Annotated in this window: 13 protein-coding genes; 6 read left to right on the forward strand and 7 right to left on the reverse strand. The window is 72.7% G+C overall.

Going from position 1 to position 19,096, the window contains the following annotated elements:
* Positions 1-31: 31 nt before the first annotated feature.
* Both WME89_RS17905 and WME89_RS17910 read right to left on the reverse strand, forming a co-directional pair.
* Positions 32-1,369 carry an NAD(P)/FAD-dependent oxidoreductase gene (locus WME89_RS17905; RefSeq protein ID WP_438010334.1) on the reverse strand — a complete coding sequence of 446 codons (1,338 nt, stop codon included), beginning with the start codon at positions 1,367-1,369 and terminating at the stop codon, positions 32-34.
* Positions 1,370-1,607: 238 nt separating this feature from the next.
* Positions 1,608-2,114: a DUF2505 domain-containing protein gene (locus WME89_RS17910; protein ID WP_438010335.1), complete on the reverse strand. Its 507-nt coding sequence runs from the start codon at positions 2,112-2,114 to the stop codon at positions 1,608-1,610.
* 338 nt (positions 2,115-2,452) lie between these two features.
* On the opposite strand from WME89_RS17910, the gene WME89_RS17915 reads away from it, so the two are divergent.
* On the forward strand, positions 2,453-2,893 hold the full coding sequence (locus WME89_RS17915) for a response regulator (protein WP_438010336.1): 441 nt from the start codon (positions 2,453-2,455) through the stop codon (positions 2,891-2,893).
* A gap of 117 nt (positions 2,894-3,010) precedes the next feature.
* On the opposite strand, the gene WME89_RS17920 is transcribed toward WME89_RS17915, so the two are convergent.
* The 3 genes from WME89_RS17920 to WME89_RS17930 all read right to left on the reverse strand — a co-directional run bounded on the left by WME89_RS17920 (position 3,011) and on the right by WME89_RS17930 (position 8,639).
* The gene (locus tag WME89_RS17920) at positions 3,011-5,275 is read right to left on the reverse strand and encodes a serine/threonine-protein kinase (protein ID WP_438010337.1); all 2,265 of its coding nucleotides are present in this window, start codon (positions 5,273-5,275) and stop codon (positions 3,011-3,013) included.
* A 90-nt stretch (positions 5,276-5,365) separates the two neighbouring features.
* A complete protein-coding gene (locus WME89_RS17925; RefSeq protein WP_437665709.1) occupies positions 5,366-6,754 on the reverse strand; it encodes a pyridoxal phosphate-dependent aminotransferase in 1,389 nt (462 codons plus the stop codon).
* A gap of 64 nt (positions 6,755-6,818) precedes the next feature.
* Complete coding sequence (locus tag WME89_RS17930) at positions 6,819-8,639, reverse strand: hypothetical protein (RefSeq protein ID WP_438010338.1); 1,821 nt, start codon at positions 8,637-8,639, stop codon at positions 6,819-6,821.
* Positions 8,640-9,071: 432 nt separating this feature from the next.
* Here WME89_RS17930 and WME89_RS17935 point away from each other — a divergent pair, with 432 nt between their 5' ends.
* The 4 genes from WME89_RS17935 to WME89_RS17950 all read left to right on the forward strand — a co-directional run bounded on the left by WME89_RS17935 (position 9,072) and on the right by WME89_RS17950 (position 12,199).
* Positions 9,072-9,572, forward strand: a complete 501-nt coding sequence (locus WME89_RS17935; RefSeq protein ID WP_437310589.1) for a hypothetical protein — start codon at positions 9,072-9,074, stop codon at positions 9,570-9,572.
* An 870-nt stretch (positions 9,573-10,442) separates the two neighbouring features.
* Complete coding sequence (locus WME89_RS17940) at positions 10,443-11,003, forward strand: hypothetical protein (protein WP_438010339.1); 561 nt, start codon at positions 10,443-10,445, stop codon at positions 11,001-11,003.
* 52 nt (positions 11,004-11,055) lie between these two features.
* Complete coding sequence (locus tag WME89_RS17945) at positions 11,056-11,973, forward strand: isoaspartyl peptidase/L-asparaginase (protein ID WP_438010340.1); 918 nt, start codon at positions 11,056-11,058, stop codon at positions 11,971-11,973.
* Between the two features lie 91 nt (positions 11,974-12,064).
* Positions 12,065-12,199, forward strand: coding sequence for a hypothetical protein (locus tag WME89_RS17950; protein WP_438010341.1), 135 nt, complete (start codon positions 12,065-12,067; stop codon positions 12,197-12,199).
* An 86-nt stretch (positions 12,200-12,285) separates the two neighbouring features.
* On the opposite strand, the gene WME89_RS17955 is transcribed toward WME89_RS17950, so the two are convergent.
* Both WME89_RS17955 and WME89_RS17960 read right to left on the reverse strand, forming a co-directional pair.
* Positions 12,286-15,396 (reverse strand): kelch repeat-containing protein, encoded by a 3,111-nt coding sequence (locus WME89_RS17955; protein ID WP_438010342.1) that lies wholly within the window; start codon positions 15,394-15,396, stop codon positions 12,286-12,288.
* A gap of 119 nt (positions 15,397-15,515) precedes the next feature.
* Positions 15,516-17,384: a PEGA domain-containing protein gene (locus WME89_RS17960; RefSeq protein WP_438010343.1), complete on the reverse strand. Its 1,869-nt coding sequence runs from the start codon at positions 17,382-17,384 to the stop codon at positions 15,516-15,518.
* 254 nt (positions 17,385-17,638) lie between these two features.
* On the opposite strand from WME89_RS17960, the gene aroA reads away from it, so the two are divergent.
* Positions 17,639-18,949, forward strand: coding sequence for a 3-phosphoshikimate 1-carboxyvinyltransferase (aroA, locus tag WME89_RS17965; RefSeq protein WP_438010344.1), 1,311 nt, complete (start codon positions 17,639-17,641; stop codon positions 18,947-18,949).
* The last annotated feature ends 147 nt before the right edge of the window (positions 18,950-19,096 follow it).

Raw genomic sequence — 19,096 nt, forward strand, 5'->3', positions numbered from 1 at the left:
GACGCCGCTCGACGGGTGAGCTTTGCGCTCTTCAGGTGCGCGCGTGCTCCGGCATCGGCGGGCTCCTGGCGGCGCCGTCGTCCTTGCGCGGCTCGAGCTCCGGCGCGCCGCGATGCTCCTCCTCGAGGAGCCGCGGCGTCTCGCCCGTGATGAGCCGCGAGGCGCGCTCGTAGGTCAGGTACGACACGGCCCACGAGAACAGCACCATGAACCGGTTGCGGAAGCCGATCAGGAAGAGGACGTGGACGACGAGCCACGCGAGCCACGCCAGGAACCCGGAGAGCTTCAGCCTGCCGAAGTCGGCGACGGCCGCGGCACGCCCGATCGTCGCCATGGAGCCCCTGTTGCGGTAGCGGAACGGCAGCCGCGGCTGCCCCCGCAGGGTGCGCGCGATGTTGCGCGCGGCGTGGCGCCCCTCCTGGATGGCCGCGGGCGCCACGCCCGGCACGGGCGTCCCGTCCTCCTGCTTCAGGGACGCGAGGTCGCCGATGACGTAGATGTCCTCGTGGCCCGGCACCGTCAGGTCCGGCTGCACCAGCACGCGCCCTGCCCGATCGAGCGGCGCGCCGAGCGTGCGGGCGATGCCCGACGCTGCCACGCCGGCCCCCCAGAGCACGGTCCTGGCCTCGATCCGCCGCTCCCCGATCGACACCCCTTCCTCGTCGATCCCGGTGACGACGCAGCCTGTCCGCACATCCACATTGAGCGCCGCGAGCTGCTTTCGCGCCTTCTCCCCGAGCTCCGGGACGTACGACGGCAGCACCTGCCCTGCGCCCTCCAGCAGGATGATGCGCGCCCGGCACGGGTTGATGTGCCGGAACTCGCGCACCAGCGTGTGCCTGGCGAGCTCCGAGAGGGCCCCGGCGAGCTCGACGCCCGTCGGGCCCGCGCCGACCACCACGAACGTCAACCAGGCGCTGCGCCGCGCGGCATCGGGCTCGCGCTCGGCCGCCTCGAAGGCGAGCAGGACGCGCCGGCGGATCTCCAGCGCGTCCTCGACGGTCTTGAGCCCGGGCGCGAAGGCCGCCCACTCGTCGTGCCCGAAGTAGGAGTGCGACGCCCCCGCCGCCAGGATCAGCTTGTCGTAGCCGAGCTCGCCGTCCTCGAAGAACACCTTCTTCTGGACGGGATCGATCGCCGTCGCCTCGGCGAGGAGCACGCTCGTGTTCTTTTGCTTGCGGAGCACCCGCCGGATGGGCGCGGCGATGTCGCTCGCGTTCAGGCCCGCCGTCGCGACCTGGTACAGGAGGGGCTGGAACGTGTGATGGTTGCGCCGGTCGACCACGGTCACGCGCACCGGCTCGCGCCTGAGCGTCCGCGCCGCATAGAGGCCGCCGAAGCCAGCGCCGAGGATGACCACGTGCTCCATGGCCCAGGCCCTGGTCCCTGCGTCCCGCTCCGGCAAGAGTCGAGACCGCCGATCTCTCGCTTTGACCCTGAACGTGCAGCACCGTGTCCTTGCCCGGACACGGATGGACGGCGAGACGGCCGCTCGCCGCCATGCCTGCTTGTGGGGAGCTGCCCAGTGGGCTGTCAGGCCTCGCCTTCCTCGGGCGCCTCGCTGGCGCGCGCGGCCGGGCCTGGTCGGGCGGTCCGCGCCGGCGCGGCTACACCGCTCTGCCCTGGGCGATCCAGCTGTTCATGAAGACCGCGCTCTTCTCCCACCCTTGCCGCAGCTCCTTCTCGGCGCTGCTCTCGATCAAGCCGCCCACGCCGAACACCTTCGCCTCGATGATGAGCTCGGCGATCCGACGCGTCTTGTTGTCGCCGAGCGCCTCGGTGCGGACCACGCCCTCGTTGCGCATCTTGTCTGCCAGGGTGCTTGGCGTCAGCTTGAAGGTCCACACCTTCGTCGCCTTGTTGAGCTTGCCCTCCTCGGTATAGCGAAAGCCGGAGCCGAGCAGCTTCTCCACGGGGCCGGGCAAGTTCATCTTCGGCTTTCCGGCCGACCTGCGGACGATCTCGCTCTCCGTCTCGAACTGCTCCGTGATGGTGTACTCGGGGAAACCGAGCTCCTTCCTGTAGAGCTCCTCGTTGAAGGTCTTGTCCAGGAACAGCTTCCAGAACGTATCGACGCTGCAGTTGATCTCGTTCGTGACGGTGAATTTGCCCATGGATCGTTCCTTTGCGGTGGCGATGCGGTCTCGCCACGCGTGTACCGCACCCCATCCGTGGCGTCCATGTCCGGGCTCGGGCCGCCGAACACAGGAGCTGCGATGAAGTGCGTCCGTCTCCGTTGTGCGTTCGCCGCGCGCGCGTCGCGCGACGCGCGTCGCGCGAGATGGCGAGGCCAGGCCGAGCGCCGACGTGAACGCGCGCGGCGGGCGCGGAGCTCGGGGCGAAGCTCGCGAGAGCGGCGCCACGACGGAGTGCGGAGACGCTCGCGCCGCGCGATGCAGAAACCGGCGCCGGCCTTCCAACGCTTCCGTGTTCGTGCAAACATCGTCATGCTGTGACGTGCATCCTCGTCATCGACGACGACGCCGCGATCCGAGGCATGTTTGCGCGCGCGCTCCGCTCGCTCGGGGACGTCGAGGAGGCGAACGGCGGGGCGCCGGCGCTGCGTCGGCTCTCCGCGCGCAAGTTCGACCTGGTGGTGCTCGACCTGCACATGCCGCTGGTCGACGGCTTCAGCGTCCTCGACGGGCTCTCGGCCAAGGGTGCGCTGAACCGGGACACGCCGGTCTTCGTCGTGACCGCCGATGAGTCGCAGCAGGCCCGCATCCGCGCGCTGCGGCGCCACGCGATCTTCCTGCTCTCGAAGCCGGTGCACCTCGCGACGCTCGTGTCGCTCGCGGAGTCGTCCCTGAAGAAAGCGGCGTCCCGGGCCACCCCGGCACCGCCGTCGCCGCTGCCCGACGGGCCTGCGCTCGACCGGCCGAAGAAGGACTGATCGCGCCACCAGCGGCGGCGCAGGACGCGCGGGCCGCGGGCAGGGCCAGCGCGCCCGAGGCTCGGCGGCGCCGCCGTGGCGGGCCGGCGGCGCTGCCGTGGCGCGGGGCCGGCGGCGCTAACGCGGCGCCAGGTCGAGACCTGGCGGCGGGGTCGGAACGGGGGCGCGCGGCGGGGCCTGCGCGGGGACGGGCGCGCGCGGCGGGGCAGGCGCGGGGCTCGGCTGGGTCGATGGCGGCGCGGGCTGCACCGGGGGCGCGGGCTGCACCGCGGGCTGCCCCGCGGGCGCGGGCTGCACGGGGGGCGCGGGCTGCCCCGCGGGCCGCGGCGGCGGCGACCAGGTCACGGTCGGCGTGGGCATCGGCCCCGGGACCTGCGGGGCGGGGGCGACCGGGGGAGCCGGGTAGGGCGTCGCCGGCGCGGGCGCAGCGCCCGGCCCGTAAGCCGGCTGCCCGCTCGTGAGCGGCGCGGCGGCGTCGGCGGGGACCGCACCGCCGTCCGCCGCGTCGGCGGAGACGGCGGCGTCGGTGGCCGCCTCGGCCGCGGCGGCGTCGGCCGGGGCCGCCGCGTCGGCGACGGCGTTGGCCGACGCCGCCGCGCCCGCGTCCTGCGCCGGCGTCGGCGTCGGCGTCGGCGTCGGCGCGGGCGCCGCACCGGCCGCCGCGTCGCGCGGATCCAGGGTCGGCGCGGGCGCAGCAGGGCTCGTGAAGGGTGACATCAGCGAGCCGAACGACAGGCCGGCGGAGCGCCGGGCCAGCAGGAGCGAGACCACCGCGGCCAGGCCCAGGACGGCCAGCGTGAGCAGCGCCGTGCGCACGAACGACCCCCTCGCCGGCGCCTGGCGCGCGCGCCGCTCGGGGAGCGACGCGACAGCGTCCGTAGGGTCGGCTGCGTTCGCCGGAGGACCCGCGTGCGCCGGCGCGCGGCCCGGGTGCAGCGGCGGCGGGATCAGCGGCAGCGGCGAGAGCCCCGCCGGGAAGTCGAGCGGCGAGACCGTCGCGTCCGGGTGCGATTTGCGCGTTGCATCCGGGTTCGACTTGCGGGTCGCATCCGGGTTCGACTTGCGCATCGGATCCGGGCTCGACCGCCGTGAGCTCGTCGGGCCCGACATGCGCGAGCTAGCGGGCCCCGACATGCGCGAGCTGGCCGGGCCCGACATGCGCGAGCTCGCGGGCCCCGACATGCGCGAGCTCGCGGGCCCGGCGCTGGACGACGGCGGCGCCGCGTCGGCCGCGTCCTCCGTCGCCTCCTGCCCGTCCTGCAGGATCGGCAGCATGGAGATGCGCCGGAGCATCACCTCGGTCGCGTCCTCGGGGCGCGATGCCTGCGGCTTGTGCGGGTGGGCGCGCTCCGCGAGGATCCGGTCGAGCTCGTCGATCGCCTGATCGATCCGCTCCTTGCGCGCCTCGGCGACCCCGGGGAGCAGATCGCGGACGAGCTGGCCGACCTGCTTGTCGCTGTAGCTCTCGCGGACGGCCACGCTCACCTGCTCGAGATCCCGGCGCAGCTCCGCGGCCGTCTGGTACCGCTCGTTCGGGTTCTTGGCGAGCGCGCGCATGATGATGCGGTCGAGCTCCGGGTGGACCTCGGGCATGATCTCGCGCGGCGGCTGCGGGTTGCGGTTCGCGATCTGCTGCATGGCCTCGAGCGGGCCCTTGCCGCGGAACGGCGTGTGGCCCGTCACGAGCAGGTAGAGCAGCACGCCCATCGAGAAGAGATCGCTGCGGCGGTCGAGCGCCCCGCCCATGACCTGCTCGGGCGAGAAGTACCCCGTCTTGCCCTTGATCGCGCCGACGCGGCTGATCTGCGCGCGCGCCCGCGTCTTCGCGACGCCGAAGTCGACGACCTTGACCATGCCGTCGAACGTCACCATCACGTTCTCGGGCGTGACGTCGCGGTGGATCAGGTTGAGCAGCTCGCCCGTGTCGTCGCGGACCTCGTGCGCCGCGTGCAGGCCGGCGCACGCGTCGATCATCACGTGGAGCACCCAGCCGAGCGGCAGGAGCGCGCGCTTCGCCTTCTGGTTCGAGAAGATCTTCGCGATCGGGGCGCCGTCGATCCACTCCATCGCGAGGTACGGCCGGTCGCGGACCTCGCCGTACGCGAGGATGTGCACCACGTTCGGGTGGAGGATGCGCGACGCGGTGCACGCCTCGTCGAGGAACATGGCCCGCGCGTCGTCGTCCCCCCGCATCGCGTCCGACAGCAGCTTGACGGCGACGATCTGGACGGAGCCGTTGGGCCGCCTGAGCCGCGCAGCCCACACGGCGGCCATGCCGCCCACGGCTGCAGGGAACAGCAGCTCGTAGGGGCCGATCGTATCGCCCGGCTGGAAGTTACCGGGGTCGTCGTCGTTCCAATCACTCCACGGATCTTTGGCCACGCGCTCCCCCACCATGTCGGAAGACGTGCAGCGCGACAAGACCTGGCGCTCGGCGCCGTCTTCCCGCTCCGCCGCGCGGCGCCGCCGGTGTCAGGCCCGGCGACGCTCGCCTACCATGCGCTCGAGCCGCCCGAGCGCCCGGACCAGGACCTCCTCGCTCGGGCCGAACGAGAAGCGGACGTGATGGCGGAACCGCGACGGCCGCCCCGCCCGGCGCTTGCCCGGGTTGACGTCGAAGAACTCGCCTGGCACGACGATGATCCGCTCCCCGAGGGCCGCCCGGAAGAAGCCGTGCCCGTCCGAGAGCCCGGGGGGCAGGTCGGCGACCGAGCCCCAGACGTAGAACGTGCCCTCGGGCTCCGCGTCGATGGTCACCCCGAGCTTGCGCAGCCCCGCGAGCAGGAGCTCGCGTTTGCGCGAGAACGTCCGGTGGATGGCCGTCGTCTCGGCGCGGGTGTGCTCGATGGTGAGCAGCTCTGCCGCGGCGCGCTGCATCGGCTTCGAGCCGCCGCCGTCGAGGAAGCTGCCGGCGCTCGCGACCGCCTCGATGACCTCGCGCGGCCCGAGCGTCCAGGTCACGCGCCACCCAGGGTACCGCCAGTTCTTCGTCAGACCATCGAAGATCACCACCGGATCGCGGTCGACCTCCTCGACGTAGCGCGCGGCGCTCTCCATCGGCGCCACGTCGCCCATCCCGTAGATGTAGTGCGAGTAGAACTCGTCGAGCAAGAGGGCGCAATCGAGCTCCTTCGCCGTGCGGACCCAGGCGGCGAGCTCCTCGCCGCGCACGTGCTTTCCGGTCGGGTTACAGGGGTTCGAGGCGAGGATCGCGCTCAGCCCGCGCCCGAGGATCTCGCGGCGGAGGTCGCCGACCGAGAACGAGTACCCCCGCTCGCCCTCGAGCAGGATCGGGATCGGCGAGAACAGCCGGAAGACGTCGAGCAGCTCCTCGTACGCGGTGTAGTCGGGCAGGAAGTGGCCGAGGTTGATCTGCCCGAGCGCCGCCGCGGCGCGGGTGAGGGCGATGCGGCCCCCGCCCGAGACGGCGACGTTCTCGGCCGTGTAGCGCGACGGCATGCCCCGCCGGTAGGCGCGGTTGTACAGCGAGGCGACCGCCTCGCGCAGCTCCCACAGGCCGGCCACCGGCGCGTACTCCTGGTCGTCGCCGGCGATCGGCACCGCGCCGCAGCGCTCGGGCGCGCCCGGCAGCGGGCCGGTCTCCGGCTGACCTTGCCCGAGGTTGCACCAGCCGTCCGGCCCCTCGTCGGCGCCCGGCGCGAACCCGAGGCGCGCGGCCTCGGTCGTCACGTAGATGACGCCCGTCCGCGGGACCTTCCGGAACGCGTGGACCGCCCGCTCGTCGCCGCGCCGGGGCGGCCTGTCGTCCCGGTCGGCCGGCGCCCCGGGGTCGCTCGCGCGGCTGCCGTCTCCCTGGAGGTCGCCGGGCTCTTCAGGATGCTCTCGCACTACGTCCGTCATCGTTCGCTTCCAGGCATCGCGGGGGTGCGCCGTCGAGGTCTCCCGGCGCGGAGGGTCGAGCGCCTCAGGCCTGCTGGGCCGCCGGCTTCGCGTCGTCCGCGCTCGCGGGCTCGTCGCGCCGCGACCACGGCGCCGGCTTACCCGAGAACAGGCAGAGCAGGTAATAGCAGAACGCGAGTGAGACCGCGGTCAGCGCCGTGTACTTGTCGTCGTTATAGTGGAACGTGATCCAGATGAACTGGCTGAGCGCGGCCAGGCCGAACAGGGGCACCTCGATCTGCCGTTTCAGCCGGGTGAGCGGCGCGCTCAGGATCATGAACGAGTAGTAATAACAGGTGAGCTGCGAGAGCAGGATGACGAAGATCTGGGCCAGGCACTGCGCCACCCAGAGCGAGCGGATCCGCCGGCACACGTAGACGAAGCCGGCCAGGCTGGCGGCGATGATCCCGTAGGCGACCCAGCGGTACCTGGCGTAGCGCTCGTTGCGCATCCGCTTCCAGACCTCGAACGGGTCGACGAGCTTCGTGTCCTTCGTGTACTTCATCCGGCCGGACTCGACGCCGGTCCCCGGCTTGTGGGCGACGAGCACGCGGAGCCCCATGTGGTTCGTCAGCGGCGTCTGGTCGTGCACCTTGAGCGTGTGCTCGTAGAACTGCACGTACGAGTCCTTGCCGGAGACCTTCATGCTCAGCGGCACGAGCACGGCGGCGGCGAGGACGCCCCCGATCAGCACCTGCACGTGCGACCTCGCCATGCGCTTGTGGCGGACGAGGTAAATCCCCGCGACGGTCAGCCAGCCGATCACGGGCAGGCCCGGGAAGACGCGCAAGAGGCCGGCGTAGACCATGCTCGCGCCGGCGAGCTTGAAGTAGCGCTTGCGGATGAGGCAGGCCGAGAGGACGAGGTAGAAGAGCCAGTCCTGCCGGAGGAACGCGCCGCCGGTCCAGTAGAACGGCGCGGAGGACTGGCAGCCCCAGAAGATCGCCGCGACGGCGAAGACCCGCCACCCGAAGGCCCAGTAGAGGGCGACGAACACCCCGAGCAGATAGAAAATATCGAAGCTGGCGAGGAACTGGAGGTAGCCCGTGCTGGCCGGCTGGAGGTCCGCCCAGAACTTGCCCATGATCGTCCAGACCGGCGGCGGGTTGTAGCCGTGGTCCTTCTGCATGTCCTCCCAGTAGCCCTTGTCCGAGGACGTCCGGAAGAACTGCACGTCAGCCTTGAACAGCTCCCAGCGCTCCGGGGCGAAGTGCGCCTTGCAGACCTCGGGGCTGGCGAGCACCTCGCTGGCCGGCATGAGGAGGTTGTCGCCGCCGAGGTTCCGGATCTTCTTGTCCGGGTGGCGCACCTCCTTGGACATGTCGAGCTTGACCGGGCGCCCGGTGTCCTCGTTCGTGTACGTGACGAGCCCGAGCTCGTCCTGCGCGATCAGCGCGCACTTGTAGAGGCCGTCGTACCCCATCTCGGGGAAGTACTTGGCCCCCATGTAGTAATGGAACTGATCCCAGCGGTGGTAATACTTGGGATACCCGAAGCGGAAGCCGTTGAAGTAGCAGATGATGGCGGCGATCCCGAGCGCCACGCCGACAAAGCGCTTCCAGCGCTCCGCGACCGGCCGGCGCATCCCCTCGCGCTGCGTCTCGTAGAAGACGCAGAGCGCGGCGCCCATCGCGATCAGCACCTTCGCGAGGTCCACGGCGCGGGCGTGCTCGTCGATGTACCGATCCAGGCCATAGAAGAACAGCGCGACGCCCGCGGCGACCGAGCCGTACCGCGCCAGCACGCGGAAGCGCGGCGGGGCGAACGAGTTGAGCGCGTACGCGACGCCGAAGTAGGCGCAGAACGCGGTGACGATCTCGATGATTTGTTGTGACGTGAGCTTCATGGCCTGCGTGTCGGATCGGGATCGAGGGTGACGGGGAGCGCGCGCCGGCGAGCCTCTGCGCCGGGTGCCGCGCCGGCGTGCCCGACGGCGAGCGCTGCCGCCGCCGCCCCGACCCGCGCTGCGGGCTGGAGCCTGTCGGGAGGGGCGGCGCCGTAGGTGCACAGCGCACCCCGTCCCGGACGGGCTCCACGGGGGAGGCGGGCGCCACCTTAGCCGAAATCCAGGGCGTGTGGCGGTCTCGTTGCGGGAACGGTGGGAACGGTGGGAACCGTGGGAACCCTGCGAGGACCTTGCGAACAGCGAACAGCGAGGAGCAAGCAGCGAGCGTACCCAGGTACCGCATGTGACCAGGGCGGAGCCGTGTCAGTTCGACGTGCTGCGCAATCGAGCGGGCTTCCTCCGCCGAGCAGAGCTCGTGTATCGTCTCCCTTCGTGTCGAACGACAGTTTCTCTTCCGCTTCCTCGGGGGGCTCCGAGCGAGAGGGGGCTCGTGGCCCCTATGGCTTCCTCGTCCGGGTCGACGGCGCGCCGCCGCTGTGGTGCCGCGAGGTACGGGGCTTCCACCGCGCTGCGGTGGCCGCCGCCGATCCCGACGCGATGCCGCCCGCGCAGCTCGTGCTCGTCGGCCTCGACGAGGCCACGCGCGCGTGGCTTGCGTCGTGGGCCGAGGACAGCGAGCGCGTGCGGCGCACGATGACGATCCGCCGGCTGCTCGACGACCGGGAGGCCACCGCAGTCGTGACGCTGGCGTCCTACGGGTACGGCGTCGAGACGGCGCTCGCCGTCGAGTCCGTCGTGGTGCCGGCGGGCGAGGGCCCGGCGGCCATCCTGCGCAGCGGCGTGCACACGAAGGAGGAGATCGACGCGATGCTCGCGGTCCTCGCGACGGCGCTGCCGGAGAGCGAGGAAGCGAGCTGGTTCGTGCACGTGTAGCGGGCGCCCGGCCCCGCCGCGGCGCTGTTGACGCGCCGCCCGCGCCGCACGCGCGGCGGAGCTCGCCGCGCGGCCATCCTCGCCGGCGTTCCGTCGGAGCGCTCGTCGTGTCGTCCCGTTTGGTCGCGCGGCGTCGAGTCCCGTCAAGCTACCCTGCGCGCGCTTCCGTCTGGTCGCTGCGCAACCGGGAAAGCACCCGAAAAAAAGGAAGTGAGTCGCTTTGCATGTTTCGGTGCGTGAGCCCCTTGCTCGCCTGAACAGCGATGATAGGCTGGTCCTCGGCTTCGGACGGAGCGTCAGCTCCAGGATGGTCCTGCCGCGGAGCACCGTGGTACCGAGGTCGATACCAGATCGGCGGGCTCTCCGCTGATCCGCAATCGAACACCCCTGCCATGCCGGACGATCTCTTTCGATCCGGCGCGGGGTGCCGGCACGCCGGAGGAGGGATGGACACCATGCACAGTACCAGTGGCTCTTCTATACCGGAGGCTGGGAACAGCTGACCCTCGTGGAGCGTGACGCAGGGCCATCGGGGCCTTGCGAGACGCCTCCGCGCTCGGCCAGGTCCGGCGCCTAGCAACCTGTTGAAAGCCATCGCGACCTCCGCGAGGCCGGTAGAGAGAGAATCGTGGAAGACTCAGGTCTTCCGGGAACGGTTCTCACCGGTGCTCCGGGGTCAATCGCTCGTCGCGATGGGGCAGGGGAGGCGCCGCACAGGCGGGATCAAGCGGGGTCCAGAAGGCCTCCGGTAGAGGCCCACGGGACGGGTCGGGTGCGAGCGAAGCACCCGGCCCGTTTTTTCTTTCCATGGCCCCGTGGCCAGCGCGCTCTTTCTTGTCCGGCGCCTCGGCCGTCTGGTAGGCGGCGTCGATGCGGATGCTGCTGCTCGCGTTGCTCCCCATGCTGCCCGTGCTGCCCGCGTGCGCCGACGCCTTCGGCGACCAGGCCGCGCAGGGGCCGGGGACCGCGCTCGGTGCGTTCCACGTGGTCGGGACACAGACAGCGAACACGTGCGGCGAGGGGACGCTCGGCGCGACGCGCCTGTGGGAGTTCGACGTCGAGCTCGCGCGCGGCGAGGGCGCCCTGTTCTGGGACAACGGCGCCGGCGTCCTCGAGGGCGTCCTCGACGAGGACGAGGTTGGCTTCTCGATCCAGGGGCGCGTGGTGGTCGACATGCGCAGCGGCGACGCGCCGCCGGGGCTGCCGTGCTCGGTGGAGCGCCACGACCGGGCGCGCGGGGAGCTCGGCAGCACGAGCGACGACGTCCGGCGGTTCGAGGCGACGCTCTCCTACGAGTTCACGCCCACGGCGGGATCGCGCTGCGAGGACCTCGTGGCCGGCGAGCTCAGCGTCGCGCCGGTCTTCGCGGCGCTGCCGTGCGGGATGGCCTACGATCTGAAGGCGAAGCGGAGCGCGCTCCCGCCCGAGTGAGCGGCGGCCGGCGTGGACCTCCGGGCGCGCGCCGCGGTACCGTGCCGCGACCGTGAAGCACGTCATCCATCATCTGGGCGGGCGCGGCGGACAGCGCTCCATCCTGGTCCACGGCGGCGCGGGCAACGTCGCTCCCGAGCGGAGGCCGCTGCACGCGGCGGGGTGCCTCGTCGCCGCGCGCGCCGGGGCGCGCGTGCTCGCCGCGGGCGGGAGCGCGCTCGATGCGGTCGAGCGCGCCGTGCGCGTCCTCGAGGACGATCCGCTCTTCAACGCGGGCACGGGCGCGTGCCTCAACGAGGAGGGCCACGTCGAGCTCGACGCGTCGATCATGGAGGGCCGCGGGCTGCGGGCCGGCGCTGTCTGCGCGCTCTCGGACTTCGCCGAGCCGATCGCGATCGCGCGCGCGGCGCTCGAGGACGGCCGGCACGTGCTCTACGCCGCGCACGGCGCCGCGCGGTTCGCGCGGATGAAGGGGTTCTCGCCCGTGGGCGAGGCCGCGCTCATCACGGAGGCCGCCCGGGAGGCGCTCGCCGCGGCCCAGCGGGGCGCGGGCCGCGCGACCTCGTGGGCCGGCAGCACGGTCGGGGCGGTGGCGCGCGACGCGAGCGGGCTCACCGCCGCCGCGACGAGCACGGGCGGCACGGTGAACAAGCGGGTCGGGCGGGTAGGGGACTCTCCGCTCATCGGGGCGGGCACGTACGCCGACGACGAGGCCGGGGCCGTGTCGACGACCGGCTACGGCGAGGGGATGATCCGGCTCGCGGTGGCGCACTCGGCCGCGGAGCGGATGCGCGCCGGCCAGAGCGCGGTCGACGCCGCGAGGGGGATCATCGCGCACCTGGCGGAGCGGCTCGACATGACCGGCGGTGTCATCGCGGTCGACCGGGACGGGCGGTTCGGGCTGGCGCGGTCGACGGAGACGATGTCGTGGGCGGCGGCAGGGGACTGGGGTGAGGAGAGCGGCGTGTAAGCTGTCTTTACAAAGTCCTTCCCGCCCCTTCTACTATCCTGCTGCACACATGGTGCTGTGAGCGGTCTCGCGCGCAGCATCGAGGCTTGCTTTGCTGCCGTTTCCGTCTTTCGCTTCCGGGCGCTGGGGCAACGGCACGGGCATCCACGACTACCGCACGGAAGCGGACAACCTGCTCGACCTCATGAAGAACCGGCCGGACGTGACGGGGAGCGTCCCGCGGTGAGCGGCGCCCGGCTCCTGGGCCAGGGAGCTCGCGGGGGCGCCGGACGCGGTCACCTGGGGGCGTCCGGCGCAGCGCCGCCGAGGCCGTCACCTGCGGCGCCGGCGCAGCGCCGCCGAGACGGCTGCGAGCGTCAGCAGGCCGAGCTCCGCGGGCGCGCGCCCCGCCGGCTCCGCGGCCGTCGCGATGGCGAGGTGGCAGCCGCCCTTGTCGCGGAACCCGCCGTTCTGCGGCGGCAGGACGCACTCTCCGCCCGCATCGCAGACGAAGCCGTCGGCGCAGTGGTGGACCGACTTGCAGGGCCTCGTTTGCTCCCCGGTCTGCGGCGAGCAGGCAAACGGCGCGTAGTCGGGGTGGAGCGACGTGCAGACGCCGTCGGCGGAGGCGCCCCGGAGCGCCGAGCACGCTTCGCAGAGATAGACGTCGCAGACCCGCTCGCAGCAGACGCCATCGGTGCAGTGGCCGCTGCTGCACTCGACGTCCGCAGCGCAGGGGCTGCTGTCCGGCATCGGGCGGAAGACGACGACGCTGTCGAACGACACGTCAGCGCCGCCGCCGGCCACGAGAACCCCGCCATCCTTCAGCCGCGTGGCGCTGTGCTTATACCGGCCCAAGGGCAGGGGCTCGAGTGGGAACCACGTCCCGGAGGACGGATCGAACGCCTCGACGGTGTTCGGCTGCAGGGTGGAGGCCTGTGTATTGGCGCCGCCCACGATGAGCACCTGCCCGTCCGGCAGCAGCGTGGCGGTGTGAAAAATGCGGGCGGTGTGCATGGGCCCGAGGGGCAGCCACCTGCCAGAGTCCGGGATGAACACCTCGGCGCTGTCGAGCGTGCCCGCCGCGTCGAAACCGCCGGCGACGAGCACCCGTCCGTCCGGCAGCAGCGTCGCGGTGTGCTCCGCACGTGCAGAGATCATGGACCCGAGGGGCAGCCACCCGCCTGAAGCCGGGTCGAACACCTCGGCGCCGTCGAGCATTCCATCTGGGCCATAGCCGCCGGCGACGAGCACCTGCCCGTTCAGCAGCAGCGTCGCCGTGTGCACCTGTCGCGGAGCGAGCATGGGCTCGAGGACCATCCACCTGCCTGAAGCCGGATCGAACAGCTCGGCGCTGTCGAGAAATCCGTTCCCCTCTCCAGTGCGGCCGCCGGCGACGAGCACCCGTCCATTCTGCAGGAGCGTCGCGGTATGCGAGTGCCGGGCGGCGTTCATGGGGCTGGCCGGCTGCCAGGTCCCGGAGCCCGGCTCGAACAGCTCGACGTGATTCAGCAATCGAATTTCGCCGGCTTCATCGATGATCTCGTAACCGCCGGCGACGAGCACCCGTCCGTCCTGCAGCAACGTTGCCGTGTACTGGAGCCGGACCTGGCCCATGGGGCCGACGACGTGCCATGTGCCGGAGTCCGGGTCGAACACCTCGGTGATGTCCACGAGCCCTCCGGGGTGTGGGCCGCCGTTGCCGCCTTTTCCGCCGGCGACGAGCACCCGTCCGTCCTGCAGCAGCGTCGCGGTATGCATCGCCCGGGGGGTGCGCAGCGGGGCGACGGACCGCCACATGCCCGCGTCCGGGTCGAGCAGCTCGGCGTCGTCGATCGTTCCATGCACGGAGCCGCCGGCGACGAGCACCCGCCCATCCGGCAGCAGCGCCGCCGTGTGCTCAGCCCGGGACCTCTGCAATGATTGGAACGATAGCCACCTGCCGGAGCCCGGGTCGAACACCTCGACGCCGTCGAGCGATCCTTCAGGGGCGGCGCCGCCGGCGACGAGCACCCGCCCGTCCGGCAGCAGCGTCGCCGTGTGGTCGGCGCGGGCGGCGGCCATGGGCCTGACGGCGAGCCATGTCCCCGAGCCCGGGTCGAACAGCTCGGCGCTGTTGAGCACGCCGTCAGGACCTTCGCCGCCGGCGACGAGCACCCGCCCATCCAGCAGCAGCATCGCCGTGTGCGCCCTGCGGGCGGCGAGCATGGGAGGCAGCGGGGACCACACGCCGGAGCCCGGGTCGAACAGCTCGGCGCTGTCGAGCACGCCGTCAGGACCTTCGCCGCCGGCGACGAGCACCCGCCCGTCCGGCAGCAGCGTCGCCGTGTGCGCCCTGCGGGCGGTGAGCATGGCCAGCGAGGACCACACGCCGGAGTCCGGGTCGAACAGCTCGGCGCGGTCGAGCATTCCTTCGGGGCCATAGCCGCCGGCGACGAGCAGCCGCCCGTCCGGCAGCAGCGTCGCCGTGTGATCGGCGTGGGCGGCGTTCATGGGAGCTCCGGTGGACCACCCGGTTCCTTGGCCGGCGGCCGGGTCGAACACCTCGACGCTGTCCAGCGCTCCTTCGAGATCGGCGCTGCCGGTATCGCCGCCGACGACGAGCACCCGCCCGTCCGGCAGCAGCGTGGCCGTGTGGTCGGCGCGGGCGGTGGTCATCGAGCCCTGGATCGACCATTCGCCGGAGGCCGGGTCGAAGATCTCGGCGCTGTCCTGCGCCTCCTTGCGATGATAGCCGCCGACGACGAGGACCCGCCCGTCCGGCAGCGGCGTGGCCGTGTGATCGGCGCGGGGGACGGTCATCGTCCTGGCGAGCCTCCACCGCGGATCCACCAGCACGGTCTCGCCCTCGGCCTCCACCCACAGCTCGAGCCGCTCCCCCTGCGCGACGAGCCGCGCGCCGACCGGTCTCCCCCCCGCGGCGTAGGCCTCGGGCGCCGTCACGCGGAGGTGCGGCGTGCCGCGCGCGTCCGCGACCTCCACGGCCTCGCCGTCCTGGCGCAGCGCGGCCCCGTCGAGCTGCCAGGTGGCCACGGGCGCGTCGCGCCGCACCGCGCGCGGATCGAGCAGCAGCCACTCCTCGTAGCCGTCTTCCAGGGCGGTCCAGAACGACGTCCCGCCCGCGCGCGCATAGGCCACCGCGCCCTCCTCGATCTCGCCGGCGCCCTTCGCGTCGAGCTCTCTCACCTGCGCCTCGGAGCCGTCCGGCAAGGAAAAGCGGACGGCGCCATCGCCGTCGCGCGGGAACCGGAAGGGCAGCCCGCCCGCGCCGGCTCGGTCCGGACGCACATCGAGCGGCTGCGGGGCCTCGAAACCATCGCCCGCCGGGGCGAAGGCGAGGGGCCCTCGCAGGATGGCGTCCGCCTGCTCGGGGAACTGCCGCCTGAGGAAGCGCCCGTCGAGCGGATCGGCGGCCTCGCTGCAACCGAGCAGCAGGGTCAGCATGACAGTCCAGCAGATCGCCAGCGCGCACCGGCCGAGTGGGCGTGCCGAACCAGCCATGGGCATCTCGATTCCCTTCATCTCTGTCAGTCAGTAGCGCTCGAGCGAGCGTCCGTCCTTACTCAGTGGAACTCGTAACGAGCGCCGATCCCGGGCACGATCGTGACGAGCACCGAACCAGCGAGACTCTCGACCGGGAACGTTCCACGGCCGTCGTTCCCCGCGGGCACGGCCTGCGTCGCGTCCCACTCGGGCTCCTGGAGATCGACGAGCACGGGAAAGGCGATGCCCGCGCTCAGCTCGATGTGCCGGTGGATCGGCAGGCCGATCCGCACCTCGGGGGTCGCGTGGAAGAAGCGCGCCGGGTGCCTCTGGAGGAAGGGCGCGAGCTCGTAGGCCGCGCCGCCGCTCGCCCGGAACGCGCCGTTCGTGCGCTCGTCCAGCAGCGCACCGGCGATGAGCCCCGCGCCGAGGCGGAAATGCAGCGGCATGCGCTCGTCCAGGGGCAGCGTGAAGCCGAGCCACCCGCCGAGGAGCGCGCCGCGCAGCGCCAGCCGATCGTCGACGGTGCCCGGGTTGGGCGGCAGGCCGACCGGGGTGACCTCCATGGTGCGGCCGTGGAGGCGCTGCGTCGCCGCGAAGTAGCCGGCGGTGACGCCGAGCCCGAGGCCCATGCCGAGCTCGTAGCCCGCGTGGAGCACGGCGGAGCCGCCCGTGCCGAGCGCCGCCTCGCAGCTGCGGATGCACGTGCCCGCGACCCCGCCGCCGAAGCTGGGCAGGAGCACCGCGCCCGTGACGGCCTCGACGACGAAGCGCGCCGGGCGCGCGGGCCTGCGCCAGAAGGGCGAGCTCGGGTCGCGCTCCAGCGTCACGCTCGCGACCTGCGTGTGATCGCGCCCGAGGATCAAGCGGAGCGACTCTGGCAGGAACCCGGGGGCGGCGATCTCCACCCGGTGCGCGCCCGCGCGCAGCCGCCCCTCCCAGAGGCCGCGGCCCACGGTCACGCCGTCGATCGCCACGGTGGCGTTGACCGGCACCGGCTCGACCCGCAGCGACGCGGCGAGGTCCTCGGCCGAGAGCGTCAGCGGCACGACCCTGTCCGCCTCCACCTGGACCTGCACGGGGGGCGTGCCGACGCGGCCCTCTCCGCGCAGCGCGACCGTGTGCTCGCCGGGCGCGAGCAGCCCCTCCCAGGGCGCCCTGGCCACGACGTTGCCGTCCACCACGACCTCGACCGGCCGGCCCTCTTTCTCCGCGACCCGCAGGCGCCCCATGCGCGCGAGCGGCCGCATCCGCGCCCTGACGCGCACGACCCGGTCGCCCGCCACCTCGATGCGTTGCTCGAGCGGCTCGAAGCCCTCCTTGAACACGCGCACCCAGTGACTGCCGGAGGTGAGCCGGAGGGGCGCGGGGAGCGGCGCCTCGCCGCGGTGCCGCCCGTCGACCACGATCATCGCGCCCGGCTCGGCGCCGTCGACCTCGAGGATGCCGACGAGCTGGCGCAGCTCGTCGAGCTGGCGCTGCGCTGCCTCCTTCGCCGCGGCGGGCAGCCGGTCGCCGAAGTCGCGCAGCAGCGCCTCGAACATCTCCAGCGCCTCGTCGTGGCGTCCGAGCTGCGTCAGGCAGAGCGCGGCGCCGGAGGTCGCGGCCCAGCTCGCATAGAGCTGCCGCGAGGCGAGGTACTCGGCGAGCGACCGCGACCAGTCGCGCCTGTCGTAGAACGCCCGGGCCTTCGCATAGTGCTCGGCCGCCCTCTCCCGCGCCGTGGCGGCGGCGGGCTGCGCGGGAGCGGCGGCGGGCTGCGCGGGAGCGGCGGCGGGCTGCGCGGGAGCGGCGGCGGGCTGCGCGGGAGCGGCGGCGGGCTGCGCGGGAGCGGCGGCCGCGGCCGTCGTCAGCTGCGCTGCGGTGAGCAAGAGCCCCGGTACGGTAACGGCGACGCGGCGGCAGCGGCTGCCGCGGCGGCGTTCGGGCTGGACCTGGCGAGAAAGCAACGAGGGCATCGTGGAGGGGGGTCTGTGCGTGTGGCCTCGGCGGACGAGCCTCGAGAGCGAGCCGACGAGGAGAGAGCACGCTTGTGGAGCGTCGATGGCGCCGAGCCGCGGGCCTGCGCGGTGTGATGCGCGGCGAAGCCCCGACGTTCAGGGCAGCACAGGGGCCCGGCATGCGCGGCGGGCTCGCGCGTAACACGACGGTCCTCCTGCCGCACGTAGCCAGCGCTGCCGCGAAGATCTAGTCTGCCGCCCCCATGATCCCCGCCGGTCCTCTGTCCATCGTCCCCCTCTCATCGCCCCCCGAGCTGACCTGGCGTGTCCCCGGCTCGAAGAGCATCACGAACCGCGCGCTCGTGCTGGCGGCGCTGGCCGACGGCGAGAGCACGCTCGAGGGGGTGCTCCACAGCGACGACACGCGGCACATGCGGTCCGCGCTGGAGGCGCTGGGGATCCGGATCCAGGACGCCGGGCCGAGCACGCTCGTGGTGGAGGGGGGGCGGCACCGGCTGCGCGCGCCGGAGCGCGAGCTGTTCATCGGGAACAGCGGCACCACGGTGCGCTTCCTGGCGGCGCTCGCGTGCCTCGTGCCCGGCGAGGTGGTGCTCGTCGGCGACGAGCACATGGCCAAGCGCCCGATCGCCGATCTTGTCGATGGCCTGCGGCAGCTCGGGGCCGACGTCGAGTGCCCGACCGGCTGCCCGCCGCTCCGGATCCGGGGCGGCCGGCTGAAGGGCGGCGCCCTGACGATGCGCGGCGATCGCTCCAGCCAGTACTTCTCGGCGGTGATGATGGCCGGCCCCTTCGCCGAGTCCGCCATCGACCTGCGCGTGGCGGGCGAGCTGGTGAGCCGCCCCTACGTCGAGATCACGCGCCGCATGGTCGCGGATTTCGGCGGCCGCATCGACGAGGCGGCCGGCGGCTTCACGGTGCATCCCGCCGCGGGGTACCGCCCGCGGGCGTACCCGATCGAGCCCGACGCCTCGTCCGCGAGCTACCCGTTCGCGCTCGCCGCGGCCGCGGGCGGCGCCATCACCGTGCCGGGGCTCGGCGACGGCGCGTTGCAGGGGGACTACCGGTTCGTCGAGCTGCTCGAGCAAGCCGGCGCGCGCGTGAGCAAGCAGGCGGGCGCGACGACGGTGCGCGGCGACGGTCGACTGCGCGGCATCGATGTCGACATGCACCACATCTCGGACACGGTCATGACGCTGGCGGCGATCGCGCCGCTCCTCGACGGGCCGACGACGATCCGGAACGTGGCGAACATCCGGATCAAGGAGACGGACCGCCTCGCCGCGACGGTCGCGGAGCTCCGCCGCCTCGGGCAGGAGGTGACCCACGGCGACGACTGGCTCCGCGTCGAGCCGCGCCCGCTGACGCCCGCGCTGGTGCACAGCTACAGCGACCATCGCATGGCGATGAGCTTCGCGATCCTGGGCCTGTGCCGGCCCGGGATCACGATCGAGAACCCCGCCTGCGTGGCGAAGACGTACCCGACCTTCTGGGAGGACGTCGAGCGGTGCCGCGCCGCGGCCGGGGCGGCGTCGCCGAACAACGGCGGGCGGTAGCGCGGACAGCGGTCCTCCCGGGGGAGCGGCCCAGGACAGGACCTCGCCCGATGGCGAGCAGGGCCTCCACTGCGATCTTCAGACTCAGGGGAGAAGAGCTCGGCGCCGAGATGCGGATGGGCCGGCTGCTGCGCTACCGATTCTGAG

The organism is Sorangium sp. So ce321, assembly GCF_051530195.1.
In the GTDB taxonomy this organism is placed as follows: domain Bacteria; phylum Myxococcota_A; class Polyangia; order Polyangiales; family Polyangiaceae; genus Sorangium.

What these genes read in the sequence shown, in the direction of transcription:
- WME89_RS17905 (WP_438010334.1), bottom strand. Translation starts at nt 1,369, where the DNA reads ATGGAGCACGTGGTCATCCTCGGCGCTGGCTTCGGCGGCCTCTATGCG.
- WME89_RS17910 (WP_438010335.1), bottom strand. Translation starts at nt 2,114, where the DNA reads ATGGGCAAATTCACCGTCACGAACGAGATCAACTGCAGCGTCGATACG.
- WME89_RS17925 (WP_437665709.1), bottom strand. Translation starts at nt 6,754, where the DNA reads ATGACGGACGTAGTGCGAGAGCATCCTGAAGAGCCCGGCGACCTCCAG.
- WME89_RS17930 (WP_438010338.1), bottom strand. Translation starts at nt 8,639, where the DNA reads ATGAAGCTCACGTCACAACAAATCATCGAGATCGTCACCGCGTTCTGC.
- WME89_RS17940 (WP_438010339.1), top strand. Translation starts at nt 10,443, where the DNA reads ATGCGGATGCTGCTGCTCGCGTTGCTCCCCATGCTGCCCGTGCTGCCC.
- WME89_RS17955 (WP_438010342.1), bottom strand. Translation starts at nt 15,396, where the DNA reads ATGCTGACCCTGCTGCTCGGTTGCAGCGAGGCCGCCGATCCGCTCGAC.
- aroA (WP_438010344.1), top strand. Translation starts at nt 17,639, where the DNA reads ATGATCCCCGCCGGTCCTCTGTCCATCGTCCCCCTCTCATCGCCCCCC.